The organism is Phormidium yuhuli AB48 (assembly GCF_023983615.1).
In the GTDB taxonomy this organism is placed as follows: Bacteria; Cyanobacteriota; Cyanobacteriia; order Cyanobacteriales; family Geitlerinemataceae; genus Sodalinema; species Sodalinema yuhuli.
On record NZ_CP098611.1, the window covers coordinates 1,330,850 to 1,357,453 of the forward strand.

At 53.3% G+C, this 26,604-nt stretch carries 27 protein-coding genes, 1 tRNA gene and 1 pseudogene; 16 read left to right on the forward strand and 13 right to left on the reverse strand.

All coding sequences use genetic code 11. The features are described 5' to 3' along the window. Positions 1-257 precede the first annotated feature (257 nt). The 6 genes from NEA10_RS05755 to NEA10_RS05780 all read left to right on the forward strand — a co-directional run bounded on the left by NEA10_RS05755 (position 258) and on the right by NEA10_RS05780 (position 4,603). A complete protein-coding gene (locus NEA10_RS05755; RefSeq protein ID WP_252664299.1) occupies positions 258-788 on the forward strand; it encodes a GNAT family N-acetyltransferase in 531 nt (176 codons plus the stop codon). 225 nt (positions 789-1,013) lie between these two features. Next, positions 1,014-2,132, forward strand: a complete 1,119-nt coding sequence (gene nuoH / locus NEA10_RS05760; protein ID WP_252664300.1) for an NADH-quinone oxidoreductase subunit NuoH — start codon at positions 1,014-1,016, stop codon at positions 2,130-2,132. 49 nt (positions 2,133-2,181) lie between these two features. Further along, positions 2,182-2,811 carry an NAD(P)H-quinone oxidoreductase subunit I gene (gene ndhI / locus NEA10_RS05765; RefSeq protein WP_252664301.1) on the forward strand — a complete coding sequence of 210 codons (630 nt, stop codon included), beginning with the start codon at positions 2,182-2,184 and terminating at the stop codon, positions 2,809-2,811. Positions 2,812-2,921: 110 nt separating this feature from the next. Continuing rightward, positions 2,922-3,536 (forward strand): NADH-quinone oxidoreductase subunit J, encoded by a 615-nt coding sequence (locus NEA10_RS05770; RefSeq protein WP_252664302.1) that lies wholly within the window; start codon positions 2,922-2,924, stop codon positions 3,534-3,536. A 129-nt stretch (positions 3,537-3,665) separates the two neighbouring features. Continuing rightward, positions 3,666-3,974, forward strand: coding sequence for an NADH-quinone oxidoreductase subunit NuoK (gene nuoK / locus NEA10_RS05775; RefSeq protein WP_068789675.1), 309 nt, complete (start codon positions 3,666-3,668; stop codon positions 3,972-3,974). Positions 3,975-4,330: 356 nt separating this feature from the next. After that, positions 4,331-4,603 (forward strand): Mo-dependent nitrogenase C-terminal domain-containing protein, encoded by a 273-nt coding sequence (locus NEA10_RS05780; RefSeq protein WP_252664303.1) that lies wholly within the window; start codon positions 4,331-4,333, stop codon positions 4,601-4,603. 19 nt (positions 4,604-4,622) lie between these two features. Here the strand turns inward: NEA10_RS05780 and gmk are convergent, their stop codons facing one another. Continuing rightward, a complete protein-coding gene (gene gmk / locus NEA10_RS05785) occupies positions 4,623-5,186 on the reverse strand; it encodes a guanylate kinase (protein ID WP_252664304.1) in 564 nt (187 codons plus the stop codon). A gap of 83 nt (positions 5,187-5,269) precedes the next feature. After that, on the reverse strand, positions 5,270-5,536 hold the full coding sequence (gene remA / locus NEA10_RS05790; RefSeq protein ID WP_068789673.1) for an extracellular matrix/biofilm regulator RemA: 267 nt from the start codon (positions 5,534-5,536) through the stop codon (positions 5,270-5,272). A 186-nt stretch (positions 5,537-5,722) separates the two neighbouring features. Between remA and NEA10_RS05795 the strand changes: the two genes are divergently transcribed. Continuing rightward, the gene (locus NEA10_RS05795; RefSeq protein WP_252664305.1) at positions 5,723-7,474 is read left to right on the forward strand and encodes an Rqc2 family fibronectin-binding protein; all 1,752 of its coding nucleotides are present in this window, start codon (positions 5,723-5,725) and stop codon (positions 7,472-7,474) included. On the opposite strand, the gene NEA10_RS05800 is transcribed toward NEA10_RS05795, so the two are convergent. After that, positions 7,456-7,527 (reverse strand) — tRNA-Thr (locus NEA10_RS05800). The two genes, NEA10_RS05795 and NEA10_RS05800, sit on opposite strands and share 19 nt — an antisense overlap. A gap of 147 nt (positions 7,528-7,674) precedes the next feature. After that, positions 7,675-8,031: a hypothetical protein gene (locus NEA10_RS05805; protein ID WP_252664306.1), complete on the reverse strand. Its 357-nt coding sequence runs from the start codon at positions 8,029-8,031 to the stop codon at positions 7,675-7,677. Positions 8,032-8,311: 280 nt separating this feature from the next. Here NEA10_RS05805 and NEA10_RS05810 point away from each other — a divergent pair, with 280 nt between their 5' ends. The 4 genes from NEA10_RS05810 to ftsH all read left to right on the forward strand — a co-directional run bounded on the left by NEA10_RS05810 (position 8,312) and on the right by ftsH (position 13,996). After that, complete coding sequence (locus tag NEA10_RS05810; RefSeq protein ID WP_252664307.1) at positions 8,312-9,028, forward strand: response regulator; 717 nt, start codon at positions 8,312-8,314, stop codon at positions 9,026-9,028. Positions 9,029-9,065: 37 nt separating this feature from the next. Then, entirely contained in the window at positions 9,066-10,046 is a 981-nt protein-coding gene (locus tag NEA10_RS05815) for a cation efflux transmembrane domain-containing protein (RefSeq protein ID WP_252664308.1), read from the forward strand. A gap of 116 nt (positions 10,047-10,162) precedes the next feature. Then, the gene (locus NEA10_RS05820) at positions 10,163-11,887 is read left to right on the forward strand and encodes an ABC-F family ATP-binding cassette domain-containing protein (protein WP_252664309.1); all 1,725 of its coding nucleotides are present in this window, start codon (positions 10,163-10,165) and stop codon (positions 11,885-11,887) included. A 171-nt stretch (positions 11,888-12,058) separates the two neighbouring features. Beyond that, entirely contained in the window at positions 12,059-13,996 is a 1,938-nt protein-coding gene (gene ftsH, locus NEA10_RS05825; protein ID WP_374111852.1) for an ATP-dependent zinc metalloprotease FtsH, read from the forward strand. A gap of 51 nt (positions 13,997-14,047) precedes the next feature. Here the strand turns inward: ftsH and NEA10_RS05830 are convergent, their stop codons facing one another. The 3 genes from NEA10_RS05830 to tgt form a co-directional block, all read right to left on the reverse strand. Then, complete coding sequence (locus NEA10_RS05830) at positions 14,048-14,656, reverse strand: M23 family metallopeptidase (RefSeq protein WP_445164665.1); 609 nt, start codon at positions 14,654-14,656, stop codon at positions 14,048-14,050. Between the two features lie 288 nt (positions 14,657-14,944). Further along, positions 14,945-15,082 carry a photosystem II reaction center protein K gene (locus tag NEA10_RS05835; RefSeq protein WP_159786341.1) on the reverse strand — a complete coding sequence of 46 codons (138 nt, stop codon included), beginning with the start codon at positions 15,080-15,082 and terminating at the stop codon, positions 14,945-14,947. Positions 15,083-15,197: 115 nt separating this feature from the next. Beyond that, positions 15,198-16,322 (reverse strand): tRNA guanosine(34) transglycosylase Tgt, encoded by a 1,125-nt coding sequence (gene tgt, locus NEA10_RS05840; RefSeq protein WP_252664313.1) that lies wholly within the window; start codon positions 16,320-16,322, stop codon positions 15,198-15,200. Positions 16,323-16,667: 345 nt separating this feature from the next. On the opposite strand from tgt, the gene NEA10_RS05845 reads away from it, so the two are divergent. The 4 genes from NEA10_RS05845 to NEA10_RS05860 all read left to right on the forward strand — a co-directional run bounded on the left by NEA10_RS05845 (position 16,668) and on the right by NEA10_RS05860 (position 20,211). Then, positions 16,668-17,936, forward strand: a complete 1,269-nt coding sequence (locus NEA10_RS05845; protein ID WP_252664315.1) for a Sll1247 family protein — start codon at positions 16,668-16,670, stop codon at positions 17,934-17,936. A gap of 109 nt (positions 17,937-18,045) precedes the next feature. Further along, entirely contained in the window at positions 18,046-19,476 is a 1,431-nt protein-coding gene (locus NEA10_RS05850; RefSeq protein ID WP_252664317.1) for a GTP-binding protein, read from the forward strand. 25 nt (positions 19,477-19,501) lie between these two features. Next, positions 19,502-19,891 carry a nucleotidyltransferase substrate binding protein gene (locus tag NEA10_RS05855; protein WP_252664318.1) on the forward strand — a complete coding sequence of 130 codons (390 nt, stop codon included), beginning with the start codon at positions 19,502-19,504 and terminating at the stop codon, positions 19,889-19,891. After that, the gene (locus tag NEA10_RS05860; RefSeq protein WP_252664319.1) at positions 19,888-20,211 is read left to right on the forward strand and encodes a nucleotidyltransferase family protein; all 324 of its coding nucleotides are present in this window, start codon (positions 19,888-19,890) and stop codon (positions 20,209-20,211) included. The genes NEA10_RS05855 and NEA10_RS05860 overlap by 4 nt, the downstream gene beginning before the upstream one ends. A 47-nt stretch (positions 20,212-20,258) precedes the next feature. On the opposite strand, the gene NEA10_RS05865 is transcribed toward NEA10_RS05860, so the two are convergent. The 6 genes and pseudogenes from NEA10_RS05865 to NEA10_RS05890 form a co-directional block, all read right to left on the reverse strand. Then, entirely contained in the window at positions 20,259-21,740 is a 1,482-nt protein-coding gene (locus NEA10_RS05865; RefSeq protein WP_252664320.1) for an alpha-amylase, read from the reverse strand. A gap of 39 nt (positions 21,741-21,779) precedes the next feature. After that, positions 21,780-22,055, reverse strand: coding sequence for a hypothetical protein (locus tag NEA10_RS05870; RefSeq protein ID WP_252664321.1), 276 nt, complete (start codon positions 22,053-22,055; stop codon positions 21,780-21,782). Positions 22,056-22,169: 114 nt separating this feature from the next. Further along, a complete protein-coding gene (locus NEA10_RS21070; protein ID WP_374111897.1) occupies positions 22,170-22,946 on the reverse strand; it encodes a thiazole synthase in 777 nt (258 codons plus the stop codon). Positions 22,947-23,162: 216 nt separating this feature from the next. Further along, positions 23,163-24,128, reverse strand: a pseudogene (gene thiO, locus NEA10_RS21075) (glycine oxidase ThiO); the annotation flags it as partial. A 27-nt stretch (positions 24,129-24,155) separates the two neighbouring features. Further along, positions 24,156-24,428, reverse strand: a complete 273-nt coding sequence (locus NEA10_RS05885; protein ID WP_252664322.1) for a hypothetical protein — start codon at positions 24,426-24,428, stop codon at positions 24,156-24,158. 13 nt (positions 24,429-24,441) lie between these two features. Then, positions 24,442-24,789 carry a 2Fe-2S iron-sulfur cluster-binding protein gene (locus NEA10_RS05890; protein WP_252664324.1) on the reverse strand — a complete coding sequence of 116 codons (348 nt, stop codon included), beginning with the start codon at positions 24,787-24,789 and terminating at the stop codon, positions 24,442-24,444. A gap of 133 nt (positions 24,790-24,922) precedes the next feature. On the opposite strand from NEA10_RS05890, the gene cimA reads away from it, so the two are divergent. Further along, positions 24,923-26,527: a citramalate synthase gene (gene cimA, locus NEA10_RS05895; protein WP_252664325.1), complete on the forward strand. Its 1,605-nt coding sequence runs from the start codon at positions 24,923-24,925 to the stop codon at positions 26,525-26,527. Positions 26,528-26,604: the final 77 nt, after the last annotated feature.

A 26,604-nucleotide genomic window follows, 5' to 3' on the forward strand; every position in this document is an offset into this window, starting at 1 on the left:
CGCTCATGGGGGCGATCGCGCACTCGGCTGGTACTACCCGGTCGGGTGAATCCCCAATCTAATCGCCATTCCTCCTCCGCCTAAGGAGAAGACGCTACTCTACTTTAGGCGATCGGCGATCGCCTGAGGGGGGAAAGTTAGATCCGTTGAATTTCTTGGCGATCGGCCGGTCTAACGGACATTCGCCGGATATAATGAACCATACCGGGCCGTCCTCAAGCCCGAGATCGTCTAATCAGCACGCTACGACTACCTGCATGGGTTTTTTGAAAAGCATTTTCAGCAGTTCGGATTCGGCGTCCCCATCGCCGAACGCCATCTCCTTAGAGGAGTACTCAGCGCCCGGCATGAGCGATCGCCTGGGGACGCAAAGTCGGATTTACTTTAGTACCGATCGCAGTATCGATTTATACGAACTTGAAGAACTTTGTGACTCCGTTGGCTGGGCCCGTCGTCCCCTCCGCAAAGTTCGCAAGGCCCTCCAACATAGTTACATGGTCGTTTCCATGTGGGAAGTGCGAGGGAGCCGTAAGCGTCTGATTGGCTTTGCCCGGGCCACATCAGACTGTGCTTTCAACGCCACGGTTTGGGATGTCGCCATCCGTCCAGAATTCCAGGGTAAAGGTCTCGGCAAGGCCCTCATGAGTTACCTGATTAGCAAACTGCGGCGAGAGGACATCAGCAACATCACCCTCTTCGCCGATCCCCATGTGGTCAAATTTTACGGTGGTTTAGGCTTTCTCGCCGATCCCGAAGGAATCAAGGGGATGTTTTGGTATCCCAATTGAGGGAGGCAAGAGGGGGGAGGCAAGAGGCAAGAGAGAACCACGGAGTCACAGAGGACACAGAGGAAAAAGCCGAGATGGATTCCCCCTACTGCCTATTGCCTTCCCCTCCTGGGAGGGGTTAGGGGTGGGTTATGCCTCTTGCCTTCTCCCCCCTGTTCCCCATTCCCCGTTGACGGTACTATAGGAACAGTATTGGTAAGAAATCTTCATATTTTATCCGTTGATATGGAATCAGGAATCGACCTCCAAGGTAGTGTCATCGAGATCCTCGGGGGCTTTGGGATCCCGCCTGGATTCGCCAAAGTCATCTGGATGCCCGTCCCCATGCTGCTGATGTTGGTAGCCGCCACCGTCGGAGTCTTAGTCTCCGTATGGCTAGAGCGGAAAATCTCCGCCGCCGCTCAACAGCGGGTTGGCCCCGAGTTTGCCGGGCCGTTGGGGACATTGCAACCCGTCGCCGATGGCTTGAAACTACTGTTCAAAGAAGACATCATCCCCCGACGGGCCGATCCCTGGCTCTTTACCCTTGGTCCGGCGATCGTTGTCATCCCCGTTTTTCTGTCCTATCTCATCGTGCCCTTTGGACAGAACCTCGTCATTACTGACCTGAGTATCGGGGCCTTCCTCTGGATTGCCCTGTCTAGCATCACTCCCATCGGCCTGCTGATGTCGGGGTACTCCTCCAACAACAAATATGCCCTCATTGGGGGATTGCGGGCTGCCGCTCAATCCATCAGCTACGAAATCCCTCTAGCCCTATCGGTGTTGGCGATCGTCCTGATGTCCAATAGCCTCAGTACCATCGACATCGTTAACCAACAAGCCGACTACGGCATTCTCAGTTGGAACCTCTGGCGACAACCCGTGGGATTCGTCATCTTCTGGGTGGCCGCCTTAGCTGAAACCGAACGACTCCCCTTCGACCTTCCTGAAGCGGAAGAAGAACTGGTGGCTGGGTATCAAACCGAATACACCGGCATGAAATTTGCCCTGTTCTACCTGGGGTCCTACGTTAACCTGGTTCTCAGTGCCCTTTTTGTCTCCGTCTTCTACCTCGGTGGTTGGACGCTCCCAATTCCCGTTGAAACCCTAACCCAATGGTTTGGGGTCAGTGAATTTTCCCCCGCCGTCCAAGTGATCACCGGTTCCCTAGGGATCACCATGGTCTTGTTGAAAACCTACCTGTTCGTGTTTCTCGCCATTTTGCTGCGCTGGACCACACCTCGGGTTCGTATCGACCAACTCTTGAACCTAGGCTGGAAGTTCTTACTTCCCGTCTCCTTAGCCAACTTGCTCATCACCGCCGCCCTCAAACTTGCCTTCCCGGTTGCCTTCGGCGGCTAACCTTGTCCCGACCTGGACTCTACTATGACTGACGATACGGGAGAACACCATGCTTAAGTTTCTCAAACAAGTCGGCGACTACGCCAAAGACTCCTTTCAAGCGGCCAAATACATCGGCCAGGGATTATCCGTCACCTTTGACCACATGGGCCGACGGCCCGTCACGGTTCAATATCCCTACGAAAAACTCATTCCCTCAGAACGCTATCGAGGCCGGATTCACTTTGAATTCGACAAGTGCATCTCCTGCGAAGTCTGCGTGCGGGTTTGCCCCATTAACCTGCCCGTGGTGGATTGGGAGTTTAACAAAGAACAGAAGAAAAAGAAACTCAACCACTACAGCATCGACTTCGGCGTTTGTATCTTCTGTGGGAACTGCGTGGAATACTGCCCCACCAACTGTTTATCCATGACCGAAGAGTACGAACTCAGTGCCTACGATCGCCATGAACTCAACTACGACAACGTGGCCCTAGGACGACTTCCTGAAAAAGTCACCCTGGATCCGATGGTACAACCGATGCGAGAACTGGCATACTTACCCAAGGGTGTCACTGAACCCCACGATCTGCCCAAGGGATCTCAACGTGCCGGTCGTCACCCTGAGGATATCCTCGAAGACCTCGAACAGGAGAAAGCACAACGGGAAAAAGCCAGTGCTGACTCTGAGAAAAACTGAGCCGATCTCATCGAGTCTCAGATTGTCCATTGGGCGGGTTAACCCCCGCCCTCTAGGACGCTTCGAGGAATCGTGTTTGCAAAGCCTGTAAGGAAATTAAGGAAAAAGCTGTGAATTTAGCTGAAGGCGTTCAACTCGTCTCATTCGGAATTTTAGTCGCGACGACCCTCGCTGCGGCGTTGGGCGTGGTCTTACTGGAAAATATTGTCTACTCTGCCTTTCTCCTCGGAGGCGTGTTTATCAGTATGGCAGGCTTATATCTGCTGCTGAATGCTGATTTTGTCGCCGCCGCCCAAATTCTGGTCTATGTCGGTGCGGTCAACGTGCTGATTATTTTCGCCATTATGTTGGTGAATAAAACCGAGGTCTTTCAACCCATGAAAAATGCCTGGTTCCGCAAAGGGGCAACGGCGTTAGTCTGCGTGGGGCTATTTGCGCTGTTGGGGACGATGGTTCAGTCAACCTCCTGGGCTGTGTTAGAGACCATTGAACCGGTTTCGAGTACAGCAGAGCGGTTAGGGCAACATTTCTTTAGTGATTTCTTGTTGCCTTTTGAGTTAGTCTCCGTACTCCTGCTCATCGCCATGGTGGGAGCAATTATCTTGGCCCGTCGCGAGTTTATCCCTGATTTAGATTCCGAGCAAGAATTTGTGTTTACGCTCCCGGAACGTCCCCGTGAACCGGTTGGGGCGATTGGAGAGGCTCCCGATGATTCTGACAGTTAAGTCAGGAGAATTACAGGTCCTTGACTTGGTTTAATATGACCTGTCAGACCGTTTAAAACCCATCGTTATCCTTGGGTTCTCCCTAGACTAGGTAAGCCTAGACTCTGATTCAACCCCTTTATCAGCCTTATGGAACTCCAACTGGAATATTTTTTACTCCTGGCCGCTGCCCTCTTCTGCATTGGCATTTATGGACTCATTAACAGTCGTAATGCTGTACGGGTCTTAATGTCCATTGAACTGTTATTAAATGCCGTGAACCTCAATCTCATGGCATTTTCCAACTATCTGGATGCCGATGCCAAAGGACAGGTTTTTTCGGTGTTTGTGATTACGATCGCAGCGGCGGAAGCAGCGGTGGGCTTAGCCATTGTCCTGGCGATTTACCGCAATCGTGACACCATTGATATGGAACAGTTCAACTTATTGAAGTGGTAACTCGGCGACGCTACAGGCCCCAGCCTGAGATGACTCCTGTTGATTATCCCCGTTCAATTCTCCCTCGGTGAGGTTGGCGGGGGATGAGACAGGAGTCTTTTGATTAAGACTCGGGTTCGCCGCAACTCTGAACGGATCTTGTCCTCCGACCCAAACAAGACTTGGTAGTTAAAGATACCAAACTACCCACATTTCTCTGAGCTTTACAGAAGCTTTATAGAAATTCCCCAATTCAATATGGTTTCTTTACGGAATCTATGGTCTAATCTCGTAGGGTGGAAATAGGAGGACAAGTTGCCCAAGGGCGATCGCCTCCTATCCCCATATCGCCCTTTGAAACTTTGGTAAGAAACGCCATGCTTCGTATTGTGAACCTGCTCCTCGCTCCCATCGACGGCTGGCTGGCATCCCTAGAGATTAACAGTCCCCAACTCGCTACGGCGATTGTGCGTCTAATCCCCGCACAATGTCCCTTTGAGCGCGACATCACCGTTGGGGGACATCACCTGTTCCATATTCCCCCCATGTGCAAACTCAACCCCCTCTACGATCGCTTCGTTGAGTTACGCTTCCGGGCCCTGTGCTACCTCGTCGATACCTGCGGAAGCGATATCAGCGCCTTCTCCTAAGTCCTAGACTCCCAGTTCCTCAAGCTTTAGACTCCCCAAACACGGCCACTTCAAGCGCCTGAAGCGCGTCTTCAATCACCCCATTGGTGACCTGTACATCAAACTCGTCAGCCGCTTGAAGTTCCTCTTTGGCCCGTTCCAGTCGCCGCTGAATCGCCTCTTCCGAGTCGCGATCGCGCCCCCGTAAACGCCGTTCCAACTCCGCAAAGGACGGAGGATGAACAAACACCAACAACGCCTCGGGGAAACTACGGCGCACCTGGCGGGCCCCCTCCACTTCAATCTCTAAAATCACCCAATGACCCTGCGCCATCTGTGTTTCCAAGGATTGGCGCGGGGTTCCATAGTAATTACCCGCAAACTCGGCCCATTCAATAAACGCATCCTGGGCAATCTTGTCCTGAAAAGCCGGCCGCGTCAAAAAATGATAATCCACTCCATCCACCTCACCCTGACGGGGTTGGCGAGTTGTTGCCGAAATCGACAGACAAAGTTCCGGGTGGCGTTGGCGTAGCGATCGCAGTAACGTCCCCTTACCAACTCCACTCGGACCGGTCAAAACAATTAATTTTCCAGCAGTCATGATTTCGCGGCAGCCCATCCGTCAAGGAATGGTTCATCTCAAATTACCCAGGCGCACCGTCAAAACCAAGCCACACTGGGCCATCACGTATGAGCCTCCTTACCATCTTTATTGAAAACAAAACGGTTGGCAACCGTTTCCGGCTGAATCGCCGAGAGAATCACATGACTTGAATCCGTCACAATCACCGCCCGAGTGCGACGACCATAGGTGGCATCCACCAACTGACCCCGCTCTCTGGCATCGATGATGATACGCTTAATGGGAGCTGACTCAGGGCTAACGATAGCAACAACGCGATTCGCCGAAACGATATTGCCAAAGCCGATGTTAATAAGCTGAATATCCATGATTAATCCTTGGCTATCTCGTGTGAGGGGGGTAGTAACGACAGTATCTAACTCTCATGGTAGATAGAATCCAAAATTTTGGCTCAGGCGGCGCAAATCCCTAAAAAATCATCTCCCCCTCCCCCTGGGCGATCGCCATTAGCTCAATTCAAGTTCCCATACCGATTTCAGCCCCTCACTGTTCCTGTGCAACCCGTCGATTTCACCACCCTTTGCGCCATTTATGCCGATTTCCGGACATTTTGGCTTCCCGCTCGTCTTGAACAAGTCATTCAACGCGATCGCACCCAACTGGCCCTAGCCCTACGCACCCTCGACCGCCGAGGCTGGCTACGCCTGTGTTGGCATCCTCAAGCGGCCCATCTCTGTCTCAGCAGTCCCCCGCCCAAAGGTCCCGACACCTTCACCTTCAGCGACCAACTGCGCCACCAACTCAAAGGCTTAGCCCTCGTCGACGTGACCCCCCTCTCCCCCTGGGAACGAGTCCTCGACTTTCAATTTGCCCGTCGGCCCGGAGATCCCCTCCAAGGTCATCTCTACGTGGAAATCATGGGCAAATACAGCAACGTCATTCTCACCAACGCCGAGAATCTCATCATCACCGCCGCCCATCAAGTCAGCGCCCAACAGTCGCGAGTGCGGCCAATTCTCACCGGACAACCCTACGAACCGCCCCCAGCCATGACCGGGGCCACCCCCCGGCGGGACGAATCCTTCGAGCGTTGGCAGGAGCGCATCAGCCTAATCCCCGATTCCCTACGGCGCAACCTCCTCAAACCCTATCGCGGTCTCAGTTCCGCCCTGGTGCGATCGCTCTGTGCCGGGGCCCAACTCGACCCCGAAACCCCCACTGACCAACTCTCCGACACCCAGTGGCGACGGCTCTTTGACCGCTGGCAACAATGGCTGGCCGCCCTAGATAGCCAGACCTTCGAACCCGGCTGGACTGACAGCGGTTACACCGTCCTCGGCTGGGATGCCCAGATCCCCGCCGACAGCATTCAGAGCCTCATTGACCGCTACTACAGCGATCGCCTCAACCAACAGCTATTCCAACAACTACGGCATCAACTGAGCCAAAAACTCAGCCAAACCCTCAAAAAACTCCATCTCAAACAACACACCTTCCAAGACAAACTCAGCCAATCCGCCGACGCCGACCAACACCGACACCAGGCCGACCTACTCATGGCCCATCTCCAAGACTGGACCCCCGGCATGACAGACATCGTCCTGGCCGACTTTGAAACCGGAGACCCCATCACCATTCCCCTTGACCCCGAAAAAAATGCCGTTAGCAACGCCCAGGCGCTCTATAAACGGCATCAAAAACTACGACGGGCTAAACAAGCCGTTCAGCCTCTTTTACGTGCCACAGAGGCAGAAATCAGCTATCTCCAACAAGTCGAAGCCGCCCTTGACCAACTCGGACCTTATCAGCGGCCCGAAGACCTCAGCGCCCTAGAAGATATCCGAGACGAACTGGTCGAACAAGAGTATCTAGCCTCACCCCACTATCGTCCTCAACGCAGCAACGATCCCGACCCCTTCCACCACTTCCAGACCCCCAGCGGCTTCGACCTCCTCGTCGGCCGCAACAACCGGCAAAACGACCAACTCTCCTTCCGCATGGCCAGCGAATACGACCTCTGGTTCCATACCCAAGAAATCCCCGGTAGTCACGTCCTGCTACGACTCCCCCCCGGAACCCAGCCCGACGCCAAAGACCTACAATTTGCCGCCGACATTGCCGCCTACTACAGCCGGGCCCGCGACAGTGACGCCGCACCAGTCGTCTATGCCGATCCCAAATACGTCTATAAACCCAAAGGAGCCAAGCCGGGCATGGCCATCTACAAGCACGAGACCGTCCTCTGGGGCAATCCCGGAGAGGTCGAGAACCAGATTGAGGACAAAAAAGCTGGTGACAAGATTTGAACTTGCGACCGGCTGATTACAAATCAGCTGCTCTACCACTGAGCTACACCAGCACGAGACTCAATTATACCTAAATTCGCTCAGAACAGCACAAAAAACTAGGGGACTCTTCCGGAATCCGTGGCATTTCCCTTGCCCCTAGTTATGATGGACCCGAGTGAGTCTCCGAGCTTGCCTCGACCCTTAAGGTCAATAGGGGGTTAGTCTCCAAACTGTTGCAAATACCGCTCTAGGTCTTCGAGCACTTGGGTCAGTTCCACCTCCGTCGTGAGGCGAATCCGCTCATCCCGCACGGTGAGCAGAATTTTAGCCGCAAAAGGACTTGGCCAAATGTTGGGGTTGCAGAACACCTCCAAAAAGACCTCACCTCGGTGCTGGTACTCCATCGGCTTTTGAGGTGTCGGACGTTTTGACCCCCCGGCTGGGTTGGAGGCGACGGCTTTGAGTTGCCCGAGCAACCCTTGCAGTGCCTCTTGTAGCTCTTTGGCAGCGCCCCCGGAAAAGCTCAGGGAGACAGATCCCTCACTGAAGTTGAGATTGAGTTGAGAATTGGACATCCCTTGATTCGGCTTAAATGTGCTATATCATGTTAGTCATCTATGGGGAAGTTTGCGTAGTCGCTATAAAGGAACGCTTTGTCAACTCAGCCGGCTTTATGGCAAAAAAATTTCCCCTTATAGGGTCTTTGGTTGTGCGTTTGCCTCAATTCGTCCGATAATGGAGTTGATCAGGTTGTCGTACCGTTTTCGCGGTGCAGTCGTGGCCGAGATTCTCCATGACTCGCCCGAACTCTCGTACAATTAGTTTGATTCAGGTTTAAGACAAGCAAATGTGGTCATGGCTCCCGCCAAAATTCTGGTCGTTGATGACGATATCGCAGTTCGGAATTTAATCCACCGCTTCTTAAGTAAGCAGGAAGACTATGTCGTGGAAGCCGCTGAGGATGGCAAAACTGCCCTTGCCCTCTTTGAGCGACTGAACCCGAACTTAGTCATTCTCGATGTGAATTTGCCCGACACGACAGGCTATCAGCTCTGTCAGGACATGCAAAGGCGCACGGGGGTTTATATTATGATGCTGACGAGTCGCAGTGACGAAGACGATGTTGTCCGTGGATTTGAGAAAGGGGCAGATGATTATCTCACCAAACCCTTCAGCTTAGTTGAGTTGGGGGCCCGAGTAGGAGCGGTGTTAAAACGCCAGCGTAGCCTGGCACCAACGCCCCAAAATGGCATTGTTTTCGGTGATTTGCTGATCGACCCCGGTAGCCGTGAGGTGACCTTGGGGAATGATCCCATCCTTTTGACGGCTCTGGAGTTTGATTTGCTACATTTCCTAGCCCGTAATCCGGGCCGGGTCTGGCGACGCTCGGAATTGCTGCAAGAGGTCTGGGATTATGACTATGTGGGAGATCAGCGGGTCGTGGATGTTCATATTGGGCAAATCCGCCGCAAAATTGAGGGGGATTCTAATCAACCCTCGATGATTCAGACGGTACGGGGGGTGGGCTATAAGTTTGAGGCTCCTGTGAAAATTCAAGATAATGGGAGTTAGACCCCTTTGGGGTTGACCCCAATCTCCAGCGACGGCCATGTCTTTTTCTGCCCCTGATTCGGCTCATTCTGCCCCTGAACGAATTTTTTGGGTGGCCATTTGGGGCAATGTGGCGTTGGCCGGGTTGGGGGTGCTGTTTGGCCTGGTGACGCGATCGCACGTGATTCTTCTCGACGGCGTGTTATCGGGATTAAACAGCTTAATTGCCCTGATGGCTCGCCAAGTCAACCGTCGCCTGGCTGAATCCCAGTCAGACCGGCTTCCCTTTGGCGACGCGGCCCTGGAGCCTCTGTTACAGGTGTTGCGTGGGGCAGTGTCCCTGGTTGTGTATGGCTTTGCCGGATTGGTGGCGATCGCCGCTTTAGGCAGTGGCGGTCGGGCCGTGCGGGCCGCTTTAGCGGTTCTCTACGGTGTCGTGGCGGCCTTGGGGGGGATGATTCTCGCCAACTATCAAGGGAAACAAGTTCAGGGAGAAGCGGAACCTCCCTCGTCTTCCCTCTCCCTAGGGGCAGTGGATGCCCGCCATTGGTTTGTTGAAGGAGCGATGGGCTTAGTGATTGCCCTGGTGTTTGCTATCGTCTATCTGGCCGGCGATCGCGACCCAGGCCTGTTGCATTACGTAGACCCTATCTTAGTCTTAGGAGTGGTTTGGCTCTCAGTTCGCAGTCCCTGGGGGTTGGCGCGACAGGGTTGGTTCGAGATGTTGGAACGCTCAGGCGATCGCCGCCTCCAACAGCGAATCCGCAAACTCCTCGATCGCCCCATCCGTCTAATTCCCCATGACAGCGAGGTGCTGCGAGTTGGCCGCTTCGGACGCATCACCTATATTCAGCTCTATCTCATTGTCTCGCCCCAGAACGAACTGACCCGCCACGTGTTGGCTCACGATCGCATTCGTCAACTGATGTACGACCACCTCTACAAGACCTTCCATGACGCCTTCGCCCTAGAGGTCATCATTACCAGCGATCGCCGCTGGGCCGAACACGCCATCGGTCAGCATCAAAGTCCCCCCTAAGTCCCTTGGGGATGTTGGTAACAGTTTGTTACAGTTAAGGCAACGTTCAGTCAACGTCAGACAAATCGCGTCACTGCGTCTGACTCGTCCTCCTGCGATCGTAGATTAAGGTTTTTATGCTCCGACTCGAAAACATCAAGAAAATTTATCCCGGTGGAATTGAAGTTCTCAAGAATGTCACCTGGGAAGTCAAACCCGGCGATCGGATTGGACTCGTCGGGGCCAATGGTGCCGGGAAATCGACCCAACTGCGGATTGTCGCCGGGGAAATGGAACCCACTGCCGGTGAAGTCGTGCGGCCCGCCAGCCTGAAAATTGCCTACCTCACCCAAGAATTTGAAGTTGAACCCACCCGAACCGTCCGGGCCGAGTTTTGGACGGTATTTGAAGAAGCCAATGCGCTTCAACATCAACTGCATGAGGTCACCGAGGCCATGGGAACAGCCGATCCCGACGAACTCGAACAACTCATCCATGACCTCGATGGCCTACAACGACAATTTGAAGCCCTCGACGGCTACAGCCTAGAAGCCCAAATCGAGAAAATCCTCCCAGAAGTCGGCTTCGATCCCAGCGACGGCGATCGCCTCGTCAGCGATTTTAGCGGCGGTTGGCAGATGCGGATGAGTTTAGGGAAAATCCTCCTGCAAGACCCCGATCTCCTCCTCCTCGACGAACCCACCAACCACCTCGATCTCGAAACCATCGAATGGCTAGAGACCTATCTCAAAGGCATTAACACCCCCATGGTGATCGTCTCCCACGATCGCCAATTCCTCGATCGCCTCTGCACCCAAATCGTCGAAACCGAACGGGGCATTTCCACCACCTACCTAGGCAACTACAGCGCCTACCTACAACAGAAAGCCGAAAACCTCAACACCCTACAATCCACCTACGAGCGGCAACAAAAGGAAATCGAAAAACAGCAGGCCTATATCGAACGGTTCCGGGCCAGCGCCACTCGCAGTACCCAAGCCAAAAGCCGGGAAAAACAACTGGACAAAGTTGAGCGAATCGATGCTCCTGTGGGCCGGGTCAAAACCCTGAAATTTCAGTTTCCCGAAGCCCCTCGCAGTGGTCGAGATGTGGTGACCATTGAGGACTTGAGTTATAGCTATGACGGTGAGGAGTTACTCTTCCTCGGTGCGAATTTAGAGATTGAACGGGGCGATCGCATTGCCTTCCTTGGACCCAACGGCTGCGGTAAATCAACCCTATTGCGTCTCATCATGGGCATTGAACAGCCCATCGATGGTCGAGTCAGTCTGGGAAAACACAATGTTATTCCCGGCTACTTTGAACAAAACCAAGCCGAAGCCCTCGACCTCAATCGTAAAGTGATTGACATTATTCACGATGAGGTTCCCACCTGGAAAAACGAAGAAGTCCGCACCCTTCTCGGTCAATTTCTCTTTAGTGGAGAAACCGTCTTTAAACCCGTATTCGCCCTCAGTGGTGGCGAAAAAGCACGGCTAGCACTTGCTAAAATGTTGCTGCGGCCCGTGAACTTGATGGTCTTAGATGAGCCGACCAATCACTTGGATATTCCCGCCAAAGAAATGCTAGAGAATGCCCTAATTGACTATGACGGCACAGTTCTCATCGTTTCCCACGACCGTTATTTCATCTCCCAAGTCGCCAACAAAATTGTCGAAGTCCACAATGGCGAACTATTACTGTACAACGGGAACTATGACTACTACCTAGAGAAAAAAGAAGAGGCTCATCGCAAAGCTGATTTAGAAGCCAAGCGCCTGGAAGAGGAGCGCAAAAAGAAAGCGAAACGGGAGAAACAGAAACAAAAGCAACGGGAGAAAAAATTGGCTAAACTCAAATAACCCCCGAGACAGCCCTCCCCAAGACCCCCCAAGAACCCCGAGGCTAACTATTACCTGAGTCTTGGGGTTGCTTGGTCTGAGAACCGGGGCGATCGCCCCCTCCCGACCCCCCACCATAAATCAAATGAGCTAAACTAAACGTAGCATTTTACTCACCGAGACTCGCCAACTATGACTCGTCAACGGACATTCCCTCGGCTTCGTCCCCGCTTCAGCCGTAGCCCACGGTCTGATTCCTCCTCTAAACGACCCCTAGCCCGGGTGAAGGCGATCGCGGCGACCTGGGCCATCCTACAAGCTCTGATGGCGAGTCCCGTCCTAGCCCAACATCAAAATAACGGCTTGTCCTACAGTGAGTTGCTCGAACGGGTGCGTAGCGGTCAAGTCGAACGAATCGAACTCGATCCCGCCCGCCAAACCGCCCAGGTGCGCCTAGAAGGGGCCGACGACCTGCAAGAGGTTCGGATTTTTGAAGAGAACCCGGACTTAATGAGTTTGCTGCGCAACAACCCCGATGTTGAAGTCGAAATCAACCCGACCCCCGATAACAGTTTTGCCGTAGGGATGTTGGGCCAGTTGATGATTATCTTCTTGCTCATCGGCGGCTTAATGCTGATTATTCGTCGCTCCAGCCAGTCCGGCAATAACGCCCTCAGTTTTGGCAAATCCCGCGCTCGCTTTCACATGGAGTCCAAAACGGGGGTTGTCTTTGATGACGTTGCCGGGATTGAGGAAGCCAAAGAAGAACTTCAAGAAGTGGTCACCTTCCTCAAACAGCCGGAAAAATTCACCGCCATTGGTGCCCGCATTCCCCGAGGCTTATTACTGGTGGGCGCTCCCGGAACCGGTAAAACGCTTCTAGCCCGAGCCATTTCCGGAGAAGCCGGAGTCCCCTTCTTCAGTATTTCCGGGTCTGAGTTTGTCGAGATGTTTGTCGGGGTAGGGGCATCGCGGGTGCGAGATCTCTTTCGCAAAGCCAAAGAAAATGCCCCCTGTCTCATCTTCATCGATGAAATCGACGCCGTGGGCCGACAACGGGGAACCGGGATTGGCGGCGGTAATGATGAACGGGAGCAAACCCTCAACCAACTCCTGACGGAGATGGATGGCTTTGAGGGCAATAGTGGCGTCATCGTCATCGCCGCCACCAACCGCCCTGATGTCCTCGATGCTGCCCTCTTGCGGCCCGGACGCTTTGACCGTCAGGTCAGTGTGAGCCTACCCACCTATAACGGACGACTGGGGATTTTGGAGGTTCACGCCCGCAACAAGAAGCTTGGGGATGACATTTCCTTAGAGAAAATCGCCCGTCGCACCCCAGGATTTTCCGGGGCGGATTTGGCCAACTTGCTCAACGAGGCAGCGATTCTCACGGCCCGTCGTCGCAAGCCGGCCATTGGGGAATCAGAAATTGAGGATGCCATTGATCGAATCACCGTCGGTCTGAAGTTACAACCCCTACTCGATAGTAAGAAAAAGCGCATCATTGCCTATCATGAGGTGGGTCATGCCCTGTTGATGACCCTGTTGAAGAACTCCGATCCCTTGAATAAAGTGACCATTGTGCCACGGTCTGGGGGGGTGGGCGGCTTTGCCCAACAAATCTATAGTGAAGATATGTTGGATAGTGGTTTAGAGACCCGTGCTCGGATGATTGACCGGATTGTCCTTGCTTTAGGAGGACGGGCCGCTGAACAGGTAGTATTTGGCGATGCTGAGGTGACCGTTGGTGCAGCCAGCGATCTGAAAGTGGTATCCACCCTGGCTCGCAATATGGTGACCCTTTATGGGATGTCGGAGCTAGGACCGGTGGCCTTGGAAAGTCCTAATCATGAAGTATTTCTAGGACGAGAGTTGATGCCCAGCTCAGAGCATTCTGAGGAGATGGCCACACAAATTGACCGTCATGTGCGATCGCTGGCGCAACGCTGCTATGAAGAAGCCTGTCAGATTCTCCAAGAAAATCGCGCCCTCATGGATGTGCTCGTAGAAATCTTGATTGAAAAAGAAGAAATCGACGGGGAGAACTTCCGACGCATTGTTGCCGAACATGCCAAAGTCCCAGAAACGAAATTGGCCAACACCGTCGAGACAGTAGCCTCGATTTAATATCCCGAGTCAGATGGGGGTCGCCACCGGGGACGGCCCTCAACCCTCTCGTTAGCGATCGCGGTGCATGGCCCGCAACACCAGGGCTGGATCAACCCAGCGATCGCCATAGCGCAGGCCCCAATGTAAATGAGGTCCCGTCGTGCGCCCACTCATCCCCACGCGCCCAATACGAGCCGCCGAGGGAATCGTTTGCCCTTCAGAGACTTGGAGCCCTCCTTGGCGATCGATCAGAGTTGGGCGGCCCTGAATCGTCTGAACCTGTCCACTCAAGTGGCAGTAGATATGCTCCCAATCCCCGGACTCAATCACCAGTCCCACACCACAGCCCTGGTCATTAATAACTTCAACGACAGATCCCCCCCACCAACTGCGGATATAACTCCCCTCTGGGGCTGCAATATCCAAGCCAGAATGGAACTCATAGCCACGCCCCCCCGTCGGTGAGGTACGGAAGCCAAAGGGGGAGGTATAGGCCTGAAAATTCTCTACCGGAAACGAAGCCCCAGTCCAGCTTCCCGCCTCCACATTCAGGGCCATTGCCTGGGGCGATCGCCCATTGAGGCCCACCAGCAAACACAGAGTCATGAGGGCAATCCCCAAAAGCCGGTAGGGCCAACCCAGCCGTTTCAAGGGTTTAAAGTCTAACGTCAGTTTCACAGGTCTCCCCGCATCGCCAATACCGATGTCTTGCAAGAGTGATTGAGAAAATTTTAGGGACTTCCGGGCCAATTGCAACCCTCCCAGTTCCCAATTCCCGTCTTCCCCCTCCCGCCTCTTGCCTCTTGCCTCTTGCCTCTTGCCTCTTGCCTCTTGCCTCTTGCCTCTTGCCTCTTGCCTCTTGCCCCTTGCCTCTTGCCTCTTGCCTCTTGCCTCTTGCCCCTAAAAAAGCCCATGTCAGCGACACAGGCCAAATCAACAGCGAGCCGGTTTTGGTTCCCAGGGGACTTAACGGAAACCCACAGCGGCTTGCCAGACGAACGCCAATAACAAGAAAAACAGCGGAATCAAAGGCAGAACATCCACTAAGGGGTTGAAGATTTGATAGGCTTCCGGAAGTTTAGCTAAGAACAGAGCTGCGTCCATTGGGTTAAAATCCTTTTATCGCTCGAGTTTTCTCATAATTCAAACAAATATTAACATAAGGCGTTGAATTGACCCAAAATGTTAATTTAAGTTAAGTGCCGGCCCAACCCATGGATTAAGGAGCCGGTTTGAGCCAAGCCGCAAATTCCTGAGCAAAACAGCCATCGAGGATAGACTGGCGAATCCGCTGGGTGAAGCGAATCAACTCCGTGATGTTGTGAATTGACAGGAGAGTATAAGCCAACAATTCCTGCGATCGCACCAAATGAGACAAATAGGCGCGGGAGAAGTTCTGACAGGTGTAACAAGGGCATTCCTCATCAAGGGGGGCGTAATCCCGGCGAAAGCGAGCATTTTTGAGATTCCAGCGTTCCCCCCTCACAAACGCCGCCCCATGTCGGCCCAAACGAGTGGGAATCACACAATCAAACAAATCAATCCCTGAGGCGATCGCCTGAGCCATTTCCCGATAGGTTCCCACCCCCATCAGATAGCGCGGCTTATGCTCAGGAAGCAGAGGTGTGGTCGCCTTAACAATCGCCTCAATCAACTCCGGCGGTTCCCCCACACTCACCCCACCAATGGCATAGCCCGGTAAATCCAGCTTTTGCAAGGATGCCGCCGCCTGGGCCCGTAAATCCGGGTAAACCCCCCCCTGGACAATGCCAAACAGGGCTTGCCGTTGTGCCTGAGAACTCTTACGATGGTGGTCAATACAGCGTTTCAACCAGCGTTCCGTTCGTGCCGTGGCCAACTCTACCGCCTCCCGGCTGGCGGGGTAAGGAGGACATTCATCAAACGCCATGATGACATCAGCACCCAAGGCATTTTGAATCTCAATCGAGCGTTCCGGGGTTAAATTAATCCGCGCCCCATCCCGAGGAGAGCGAAAGGTCACCCCTTCCTCTGTAATTGTGCGCATCTGGCTCAGGCTAAACACCTGGAAACCGCCAGAGTCCGTAAGCATCGGCCCATCCCAGCCCATAAAACGATGTAAGCCACCCGCTTCGGCCACAATATCTTCTCCGGGCTGCAAATGCAGATGGTAGGTATTCGCCAGAACCATCTGTGCCCCAGTTCCTCGGAGCTGGTCGGGGGTCACGGTTTTGACGTTGGCCAGAGTTCCCACCGGCATGAACCGTGGCGTTTCAACAATACCGTGGGGCGTCCGGAACACTCCCGCTCTAGCTCCAGTATCGGGGCAGATGGCCTGGGTGTAATACTCAAAAAACTGGTTCAAGGGTCGGGGCTGCTTAACAAATCCAAGTTTGATATTGTATCATTAAGATGAGGCGTGTGGTCTCAACAGACCGTTGAGACGTAACATGGGTGGAACCTTGGCATCTCGGGAACACAGCCCACAGAGCAAAAGCCCTGGGGCGTTGACTCCGCCGGCGCTAACTCGGTTCACACTGGACTTGAACCCAGCACTGCCCTCAGAAGAATCAATTGAGATGATATCTAGGGTGTATGCGACTGAAAACGAGCGGCTCTGACTGATAGTGTAAATCTGTTTCGATAGTTGACTTGGAGTAGGGAGCCGATCTGAGCCTACTACTGAGGTTCAAGGGGGGCTACATAAAACATGGCTAAATCCAACGATCTGTATCTAGCAGAGCAGGCATTGTACGATCATCTGCTTGATTTAGTAAAGGTCGAAGCGCCAGAACGGTTGCTTGAACGCTTCAGAACCCTGTTTGTCCAGGGTTCGGGCTACCCCGATCCAGAAATTGCCTCGATTATCCAAAGTATTGTAGCGTTGGACCAGGCAGAAGACGAATTCAATAGTGTTCTCAACCGCTGCTGCCATATTCTCATCAACCATTGGCAGATGGAGACCAAGCATCAGCCCGCCATCCCGGAGTTGGTGAATCTCATTAGCGCCTCGGGGGAGCGGCGAATGCAATCCCGAGAGTCTCGGCGCATTCAGAACCTGCTAACCCAGTTTAAGAGCAGCGACGAGTATATAACCCTGCAACGGTTAGTCCAGGTCGTCGATCGCAGTAGGGACAGCGACAAACCCCCGGAACAGCGACCTCTAGGAAGCTTGATTGGTCGCTATCCCTATCTGTATTCTCACTCGTTGTTGGGAGAAGGCAGTAGCTACGAGCATCAACAGACCGTTCAGAAGCTACAGGCTCATCGACAAAAGCAATATGAGGTGCATTTGTCCAAATATGTCGCCTATAAGGTCAAACGGGCCCAACTAGCGCGACAAAATCCTAAACTCCTGAAAAATCCCCGTATTATTCAACCCGTGCGAAACCCCACGTTGTTGGGCGATCGCGAACTGTATGTGGCCGTCAAACAGTTTTCTGGGCGAGCTGAGGGCTCCTATACCTATAAGGATTTAGCCCAGACCTTCCGCACCCATACCAGCCAAACCCGTACCTATCGGCAATTTAAGGAAGACCTATTTGAGTATCTCATTACCACCGTTGATGAAGACTATGGCAGACGCCTGTTTTACGACAAGCTCTACCAGCATTTAATGAATACCCTGCCCCAATGTGATGACCAGAAGCCCACAGACTTCTTAGTGGTGCGGACCTGTAGCCAACTGCTAAACTTCCTCGTTGTTGAAAGTCCTCAAAATCCTAACCATTATGTTCTCATCGACCTGCTCTCCAACATCGGCCCCACCTTTGTCATGGCCCTGTTGCTGAAGATTCTCTTAATTTGTCGCAAAGTCCGTCCCTATTTGGAAAAACGCTTTTCCATTCTCTTTGACCATTACGACCAAAGTACCCGCGAGGCGGTGCGCTGGTTGATAGAATCCTTGGAAAATCTGCAAGTGGCCCTAAGTACCAACTTTGGTGCGGCTGACCTCTCAATGCTCACTCGGGCCTCTTAGGGGTGGCATGAATTGGACGCTGAATGGGGGACCCTTGGATCGTGAGTCCCCCGCTGACGTTCTCTAAGGAGCTTGTTGTTACGTCACTGTTATCTGTCTTTCGTTTTCTATGCCTAACCCCCGTTCTTCAAATTTTGAACGCGAACTGGATGAAGCCATCTTTAGTTTTGCCGATATTCAGTCAGAACTCAACTATAAACGGGCGAAGACAGCATTACATGACCTCGTGGAACGGTTAGACCTCTCCGAGCGAGAACGGACTGGCTTGGAAACGGAAATCGAGGGCTTGGAGACCATGTTGGACAAGTTAGAATCCGATGTGGTGCAGATTGCGGCCTTCGGTATGGTCGGCCGGGGAAAATCCTCCCTGTTAAATGCCCTGGTGGGACAGCCGGTGTTTGAAACTGGGCCCCTGCATGGGGTGACGCGATCGCAACAAAGTGTCGACTGGACTCTAACCCGCAGTGCTGTCGGCGAGGGAATTGAGGATGTCTTACAGGTGTCATTACCGACGGTGGGAACGGCGCGGGTGGAATTAGTCGATACCCCGGGGTTAGATGAAGTCCATGGTCAGACTCGGGCAGAATTAGCCCATCAAATCGCCAAACGAGCTGATTTAATCTTATTTGTCATTTCTGGAGATATTACTCAGGTTGAATATGATGCCCTCTCAGAGATTCGCGAGGCGGGCAAACCTCTATTGTTGGTGTTCAATAAGATTGACCAATATCCTGATGCCGATCGCCAAGCCGTTTATGACCAAGTCCGCAATGAGCGAGTGCGACAACTGCTGACGAGCGATCGCATTGTCATGGCCGCCGCCTCTCCCCTAACCCCCACCCTCGTCGAGAAGGCCGATGGACGTCGGGGGGTGGTGATGGAACCGGGACTCCCCCAAGTTCAGGAGTTGAAACTAAAAATCCTAGAGATTCTCCAGCGAGAGGGGAAATCTTTGGTGGCCCTCAACAGTATGCTCTATGCCGACGAAGTGAATGAGCAAGTGGTGCAGCGCAAGATGGAGATTCGCGATCGCCAGGCCAACCGACTCATCTGGAATGGGGTTATGGCAAAGGCCCTGGCGATCGCCCTCAATCCCGTGACCGTGGTGGATATTCTCACCGCCGCCACCGTAGATGTCGTCTTATTACTGTCCCTCTCACGACTCTATGGGATTCCCATGACCCAAACCGGGGCGATCGACCTCTTACAAAAAATCGCCTTGAGTATGGGGGGAATTAGTGCCAGTGAACTCCTAGCCAATTTAGGCTTAAGTGGCTTAAAAAGCCTATTAGGGGTCGCCACTCCCGTCACGGGGGGGGTCGCCTTCGGTGGCTATGTTTCCGTGGCCATCACCCAAGCCAGTGTCGCTGGAGTCTCCACCTATGCGATCGGACAGGTCGCCAAAACCTATCTAGCCAATGGAGCCTCGTGGGGCCCCGAAGGACCCAAAGTCGTGGTTCAGCAAATCCTCGATTCCTTAGATGAAACCTCAATCTTGAGTCAGATTAAAGCCGAACTACAACAGAAACTCGTGGGGTAAGATGAGAGAGCCAGATATTCGTTGGATGCAACGATTTTCCAACTTTAAACGAGCGTTCCTGCTGCTTGAGAATGCCCTAACCATTGAATCCCCATCCTTAGTTGAGCGAGCCGGAATGATTCAATTTTTTGAAATGGCATTTGAATTATCCTGGAAGCTTCTAAAAGACTACCAAGAACTAGAGGGATTTACGGTTAAAACCCCTAGAGAAACCCTAAAGCAGGCTTTCCAGGCAGAGATTATCAGCGATGGACATCAGTGGATTGAAGCCTTGCAAGACCGAAATTTGATGGCACATACCTACAACGAGAAAACCGCAATCGCCGTTGAAGAACGCATCCGTCATCAGTATTTCCCCCTCCTCAAACATCTTCACGATACATTTGAGACCAAATTAGAACAGGAGCAACCATGAAGTATGGACTTAGTGACCAAGATTTAACCCAAATGCGAGCGGCCATAGCCCAGTTCCCAGAAATTACAGAAGTTATTTTATTCGGTTCTCGGGCCAAGGGAAACCACAAACCGGGGTCTGATGTGGATTTAGCCATCAAGGGAGACCATGTCACCCATGCAACGATTTATCGACTGGCGGACCGACTGAATGAAGACTATCCTTTCCCTTATTTCTTCGATGTCATCGATTACAACAGCATTGATGAGCCAAATTTAACAGAGCATATTAACCGCGTGGGAATTACCATTTTTGCTCAGGAGACATCCAGCCACCCTTGAGGTCTCCTGAACTCCTGCGAAACCCTATCGGGAACAATCCAGGCTTCTTAAGACGGATGAGGAACCCAAACAGATACCGACCCCGCCTCACAGGAAAACTCGGCCCATCCCTCATCATTCGTCACCACCGGTTCCGCAATATGTTCCGTCACATCCACATAGGTCATGTTAGCCTGACCCACTTCCATAAACTTACTCCCCGCCTCTCCATTACTCAACACCACCGCTAATCCTCCAGGATGAGCCTCATCCCCCAAACGAGTCCAACCGATAGTATTGGGGTGGTCAAAATAATCATACTGGTCGCCGTAGGCATAGGCACGACGGGCCCAAAGAAACTTATCAATCAACCATTGATGACTGTCTAACCAAATCTCATACTCCTGACCATCCTGACCCACATCCTTATAGTGAGCACCATAATAATCCGCCATAAACACACAAGGGTAGCCATCCCGCCGCAATAAAATCAGAGCATAGGCTAACGGCTTAAACCATCCCTCCACTACCGATTCTAATGACTGCAATGGCTGGGAATCATGGTTATCAACCAGCGTCACCGCCAGTGCTGGCTGTTCCTGTACTAAACTCTTGTCAAAAATCTGTCGTAAATCATATGCATCCCCCTGCTTACTAGCATCACTAAAATTGTAATGAAGGGGAGCATCAAAGAGCATTACATCACCGCCAGTCACCTCAATAAAATAGTGTAAGGCCTCAATGTTTCCTGACCAATATTCACCGACGGCAAACAAGCGCCGCCCCGCGTGATGACGCACATGACTGAGCCATTGAGGGAAAAAGCCTGCCTTGACATGTTTCACGGCATCAAAGCGAAAGCCATCGACGTGAGTTGTTTTGACATACCATTCCCCCCAATACTTCAGCTCCTGCTGAACATCAGCGCTACTCATATCCAAATCGCAGCCCATCAGGTAGTCAAAGGTTCCTTTTTCTAGGTCAACCTCATCGTCAAAGGTTTTACCATCAAATAGATAAACAGCCTCAAAGTCTTCATCAAAGGCATTGTAGTCCGCCGCCGTGAAATGCCACCAATGCCATTCTAATTCCGAATACTGACCTTGACGACCGGGAAACGTAAAATGAGTCCAAGCCTGAATGGTTTGCGCCTCTCCAATAGGATCATGGCGATTGTGAGGGTCGCAGGGGGTGGCGGTAAATTCCTCTTTGTGATCTGCCCCTAATTTGTGGTTAAACACCACGTCAGCATAAATATGAAGTCCAGCAGACTGAGCTACCTCAATGGCTTTAATGTACTCATCTTTAGTCCCATATTTGGTGCGAACTGAGCCCTTCTGCTCAAATTCCCCGAGGTCAAATAAATCATAAACTCCGTAGCCCACATCGTTGGCTCCCCCGGTTGCTTTATAGGCTGGGGGCAACCATAATGCGGTAATTCCGGCTTCTGCAAGGTCTTTTGCATGGCGGGCAACTTGATTCCACAACGTTCCATCGGCGGGGGTGTACCAATGGAAATACTGCATCATGACACCATTTGCTTCTGACATTAGGCACGACCTTAGATAAATAATGGAAGATGGGAAACCTTACTCCTCACTGGCTTGGCGTTGTCGCCACATTAAGCCAAGATAGCCGAGAATGGTCCCCGTGGCCAGTCCTGTGAAGCCTCGATGGGAGATGGCGGCGAGTTCGGGGGTGGGGAAGGGCAGCAGTAGGCTGAGTCCCCAGAGTCCTACGCCAATCCAAATCCCATTACGGCGCAACACATAGCCCAGGAAGCCCCCCGGAACCAGGGTGACGGCAAAGAGAATCCAAGAGAGAAGAACCGCCACTGAGGTGCGTGTTTCGGCGATGTCGAACATTAAAAATCCTCCCTTGACAAAGTTGCACTGATTATATCTCAGATTTCAGCCCCTCTGATTTCAGGAGATTGGCTAAAACCTAGGGGGTCGTCGTGGTTCGATGCATCGTTTCCGTTAGCTGGAGATGGTTCCGGTTAGGGGGGAACTGGCGCTGGCCAGGGCTTGAATGGGAATTCGTCCGGCATGGTAGGCCAAGCGTCCGGCGTTGACGGCCATCCCCATCGCCTGGCCCATGGCGACGGGGTTTCGCGCCAGGGCGATCGCCGAATTAATCAAAACGGCATCAGCCCCGAGTTCCATGGCCAAAGCCGCTTCACTGGGAGTCCCAATCCCGGCATCCACCACAACGGGAACCTTGGCATTTTCGATAATGATACGAATATTTGCCGCCGTCTGAATCCCTTGTCCTGACCCAATGGGAGACCCCAAAGGCATGACTGTGGCACAGCCCACCTCTTCCAGGCGTTTGGCTAACATGGGGTCGGCATTGATATAGGGGAGGACGGCGAACCCCTCTTTAACCAGTTGTTCAGCGGCGTCGAGAGTTCCAATGGGATCGGGGAGGAGATAAGTGGGATCAGGGATGACCTCTAGTTTGATGAAGTTGTTATCCTCTTGTCCCAAAAGTTTGGCCATTTCCCGTCCCAATCGCGCTACGCGGATGGCCTCTTCGGCGGTTTTACAGCCTGCGGTGTTGGGTAACATCCAAATCTTCGACCAATTCAAGGCCTCGGCTAACCCTTCATGGCCGGGAGCGTTGGTTTGGACCCGACGCACGGCCACGGTGACAATGTCGCAACCACTAGCGGCGATGCTACCGCGCATGGTCTCAAAGTCATTGTATTTGCCGCTGCCGGTCATCAACCGGGATTGGAAGGAGCGGCCGGCAATTAGGAGGGGATCGGCCTCGCTGAGGTTGGGAGGTACAGGGGGTTGTGGGGGTTGGGGCGCGGGGGGGCGAGCATGGGTCAGCATGGTCGAGTTCGGGGACGATGGGGACAGTTGGGAACGATTCCAGGCGAAGGGGTCAAGGAGGGGATCGCGCTGGTTATCACAGATGAGATCGGCGATGAGTTTGGCGGTAATGGGGGCTAGGAGAATGCCGTTGCGGTAATGACCGGTGGCTAGGGTCAGGTTGTCACAGTAACTGTCTCCTAGGATGGGGAGTTCGTCGGGGGTCCCGGGGCGGAATCCTGACCAAATTTCTTCGATGGGATAGTCTTGGAGGGCGGGATAGAGGCGGATGGCTCGATTGAGGAGCGATCGCACTCCGGCTGGGGTGGTTCCGGGGACAAATCCCACATCCTCGGAGGTGGCACCGATGACAATTTGACCATGACCCCGGGGGATAATGTAGGTATTGGGACCATAGAGGACACGCCGTAGGGGCAATTCTCCGTTGACTTGCGGGGCCCGGACGGAGACCATTTGACCTTTAATGGGTTTAAGAGGTAGGGGCAGCAGTTGACTGGACCAGGAGCCTGCGGCTAGGACGTAGTGATCGGCGCTGAATTGTCCCGCTTGGGTTTGCACGCCCCGAATGCGAGTCCCTTCTTGGGCGATCGCCTCGACGGTTAATCCCTCTTTTAAGGTAATTCCTAGGGCCTCCACGGCCCCGAGGAGCGATCGCATCAAGGCCCGATTATCCACTTGAGCATCTTCGGGATACCACCAAGCCCCGACCACATCTGCCCCTAAGCCCGGTTGATAATGCTGTAAGGCCTCCGCCTCAAGCCACAGGGAGGAACCGGCATCGGAGATGGGAGACAGTTTAGGGGTTTCATACACCGGGGCCAGAATCCCACAGGGCCAGTAGCCGGTGGCTAGTCCCGAGAGATTCTCCAGTTTCTGAGTCCAGTCTCGATAGAGCGATCGCGACTGTAAACATAACTCCAACATTGGCCCCGGGGATAAGTTCTCAGCCTGAGGGGCTAACATCCCTCCCGCCGCCTGACTTGCAGCTTGTTGGCTATCTCGACTAATCACGGTGACCTGGGCCCCCCGTAATGTCAGTTCGACGGCGATGGACAAACCCATCACACCGCCACCAATAATTAAAATTTCACGGGTCATAATCTTAACTGGGAAGGATGAGCGGATTTACCAAAGGGCAGGAACAGGACGAGCATCAGGGGTCGGTGCGGGGGTTGGGGTCGGCGTGGGGGTTGGGGTCGGCGTGGGGGTTGGGGTCGGCGTGGGGGTTGGGGTCGGCGTGGGGGTGGCTGGATTAAAGGGAACCGCCTCTGGGATATCCTCTGGAGACGGCAACTCACTGGGGGGGGATGACTGATCTAAAATCCCCGCCTGCACCAGCCAGGAGAGGATGCCCATGGCCAACAGGACTCCCAACACAACCTGAATAATACGTTGCAAGGTTATTCAGAGACTACTGAGGTTGACAATCTGAGGTCCAAACCGGGATTGTTCCCTGGCCCCAGAAGCCGTCAAATTTCGTCACCCGGACATCTCCGAGAACTTGGGTTTGACAGGCTAAACGGAGGGATCGCTGACGCTCATGGGGGGGCAGTGATCGCCGGGTGCGATCGCGCCAATTGGCCTCAGACACCTCGCCCTCAACCGCAACAGCACAAGTGCCACAAGACCCAATCCCCCGACAATTAATCAACGAGGCTTTGCCATTGTACAGAGCAATCCCCTGGCGCAGAAGCAGATCACGTAGATTGGCCCCGCGATCGCACTCGATGGTTTTCCCGGCAGCAAAAACAGTTGGCATAGCAATTGACCCAAACGATGGCGTTTTTCTGGTGACTCCTATACCTATTGTGACAACTTGGCGGCTCGATCACAGCCTCACGTTAAAATTTGGGAACGGTGAACTCAAAACTACCCAGAATTTCTTGCCAGCCATGACTGCCAAACGCCTCTCAATCTATGACACAACCCTGCGCGATGGCGCCCAATGTGAAGGGCTATCTCTGTCCCTAGAGGATAAACTCCGCATTGCCCATCAACTCGATCGCCTCGGAGTTCCCTTTATTGAGGGCGGTTGGCCCGGTGCTAATCCCAAAGATGTTAAGTTTTTCTGGCAACTCAAGGAACAGCCCCTCACTCAAGCAGAAGTGGTGGCCTTTTGTTCGACCCGTCGGCCCGGACGCACCGCCGCCGATGACCCGATGCTACAACCGATTTTGGCAGCCGGGACAGGCTGGATTACCCTCTTTGGCAAGTCCTGGGACCTCCATGTCACCGAAGGCTTAAACACCAGCCTGGAGGAAAACCTGGCCATGATTCAGGACACCATCGAGTATTTCCGTAGCCAGGGACGGCGGATTATCTATGATGCCGAACATTGGTTTGATGGCTATAAACTGAACCCGAGTTATGCCCTGAAAACCCTAAAAGCTGCTGCCGATGCGGGTGCAGAATGGTTAACCCTCTGCGACACCAATGGCGGAACCCTGCCCCATGAAGTGACCCAGATTGTCTCCGAGGTGATAGCTGAACTGGGTGAGTCCGTTCCCCTGGGGATTCATACCCACAATGACAGTGAAATGGCGGTGGCCAACGCCGTGGCGGCGGTGTTAGGCGGGGCCACCATGGTCCAAGGAACCATTAACGGCTATGGGGAACGCTGCGGCAATGCCAATCTTTGCTCGGCGATCGCCAACCTACAACTTAAACTGGGCTATCACTGCCTGGACGACGACCAACTGGCGCAACTGACGGAAACCAGCCGTTTTGTCAGTGAAGTGGTCAACCTCGCTCCCAACGATCGCGCCGCCTTTGTTGGCCGTTCCGCCTTTGCCCATAAAGGGGGCATCCATGTCAGCGCCGTACAGCGCAATCCCCTCACCTATGAGCATATCCGTCCCGAAGCCGTGGGCAACCAGCGGCGTATCGTCATCTCCGATCAATCGGGACTGAGTAACGTTCTGGCCAAGGCCCGCAACTTTGGCATCAACCTTGATAAAACCGATCCCGCCAGCCGTGAAATTCTCGATCGCCTCAAGGGACTCGAACATGAAGGCTATCAATTTGAAGCCGCCGAAGCCAGTTTTGACTTACTGGTACGGGAAGCCTTGGGCCAGCGAGAACGGTTCTTTGACGTCAAAGGCTTCCAAGTTCACTGTACCCAAGCCGGTGGACATGAAGACAGTAACGCCCTGGCTACGGTCAAAGTCGCCGTTAATGGTCAAGACAGCCTGCAAGCTGCCGAAGGCAATGGCCCCGTCTCTGCCCTGGATGCTGCTTTGCGAAAAGCCCTGGTGAACCAGTTTCCCGCCATTGCTGAATGTCATCTTGTTGACTATAAAGTCCGTATTTTAGATAGCCAGTCAGGTACCTCAGCTAAAACCCGCGTGCTACTCGAATCCACCAACGGTCATGATCGCTGGACAACCGTGGGAGTCTCCGCCAATATTATTGATGCCTCCTATCAAGCGGTTGTGGAAGGACTAGAATACGGCTTGTTGCTGCAAAAAAACGCTAAAAAAGTGATTCAGACCTCTTAAGCCGTCCTAGCTCTCCCTAAGGTCAGTAGGCTCAGACTTAAAAAAATTTGAGCAACCTGTCGAAATCGATATCCCCG

Coding starts and splice junctions, on each gene's coding strand:
- NEA10_RS05755 (WP_252664299.1), top strand. CDS start 258: ATGGGTTTTTTGAAAAGCATTTTCAGCAGTTCGGATTCGGCGTCCCCA.
- nuoH (WP_252664300.1), top strand. CDS start 1,014: ATGGAATCAGGAATCGACCTCCAAGGTAGTGTCATCGAGATCCTCGGG.
- ndhI (WP_252664301.1), top strand. CDS start 2,182: ATGCTTAAGTTTCTCAAACAAGTCGGCGACTACGCCAAAGACTCCTTT.
- nuoK (WP_068789675.1), top strand. CDS start 3,666: ATGGAACTCCAACTGGAATATTTTTTACTCCTGGCCGCTGCCCTCTTC.
- NEA10_RS05780 (WP_252664303.1), top strand. CDS start 4,331: ATGCTTCGTATTGTGAACCTGCTCCTCGCTCCCATCGACGGCTGGCTG.
- gmk (WP_252664304.1), bottom strand. CDS start 5,186: ATGACTGCTGGAAAATTAATTGTTTTGACCGGTCCGAGTGGAGTTGGT.
- remA (WP_068789673.1), bottom strand. CDS start 5,536: ATGGATATTCAGCTTATTAACATCGGCTTTGGCAATATCGTTTCGGCG.
- NEA10_RS05805 (WP_252664306.1), bottom strand. CDS start 8,031: ATGTCCAATTCTCAACTCAATCTCAACTTCAGTGAGGGATCTGTCTCC.
- NEA10_RS05810 (WP_252664307.1), top strand. CDS start 8,312: ATGGCTCCCGCCAAAATTCTGGTCGTTGATGACGATATCGCAGTTCGG.
- NEA10_RS05815 (WP_252664308.1), top strand. CDS start 9,066: ATGTCTTTTTCTGCCCCTGATTCGGCTCATTCTGCCCCTGAACGAATT.
- NEA10_RS05820 (WP_252664309.1), top strand. CDS start 10,163: ATGCTCCGACTCGAAAACATCAAGAAAATTTATCCCGGTGGAATTGAA.
- ftsH (WP_374111852.1), top strand. CDS start 12,059: ATGACTCGTCAACGGACATTCCCTCGGCTTCGTCCCCGCTTCAGCCGT.
- NEA10_RS05835 (WP_159786341.1), bottom strand. CDS start 15,082: ATGGACGCAGCTCTGTTCTTAGCTAAACTTCCGGAAGCCTATCAAATC.
- NEA10_RS05845 (WP_252664315.1), top strand. CDS start 16,668: ATGGCTAAATCCAACGATCTGTATCTAGCAGAGCAGGCATTGTACGAT.
- NEA10_RS05850 (WP_252664317.1), top strand. CDS start 18,046: ATGCCTAACCCCCGTTCTTCAAATTTTGAACGCGAACTGGATGAAGCC.
- NEA10_RS05855 (WP_252664318.1), top strand. CDS start 19,502: ATGCAACGATTTTCCAACTTTAAACGAGCGTTCCTGCTGCTTGAGAAT.
- NEA10_RS05860 (WP_252664319.1), top strand. CDS start 19,888: ATGAAGTATGGACTTAGTGACCAAGATTTAACCCAAATGCGAGCGGCC.
- NEA10_RS05865 (WP_252664320.1), bottom strand. CDS start 21,740: ATGTCAGAAGCAAATGGTGTCATGATGCAGTATTTCCATTGGTACACC.
- NEA10_RS05870 (WP_252664321.1), bottom strand. CDS start 22,055: ATGTTCGACATCGCCGAAACACGCACCTCAGTGGCGGTTCTTCTCTCT.
- NEA10_RS05890 (WP_252664324.1), bottom strand. CDS start 24,789: ATGCCAACTGTTTTTGCTGCCGGGAAAACCATCGAGTGCGATCGCGGG.
- cimA (WP_252664325.1), top strand. CDS start 24,923: ATGACTGCCAAACGCCTCTCAATCTATGACACAACCCTGCGCGATGGC.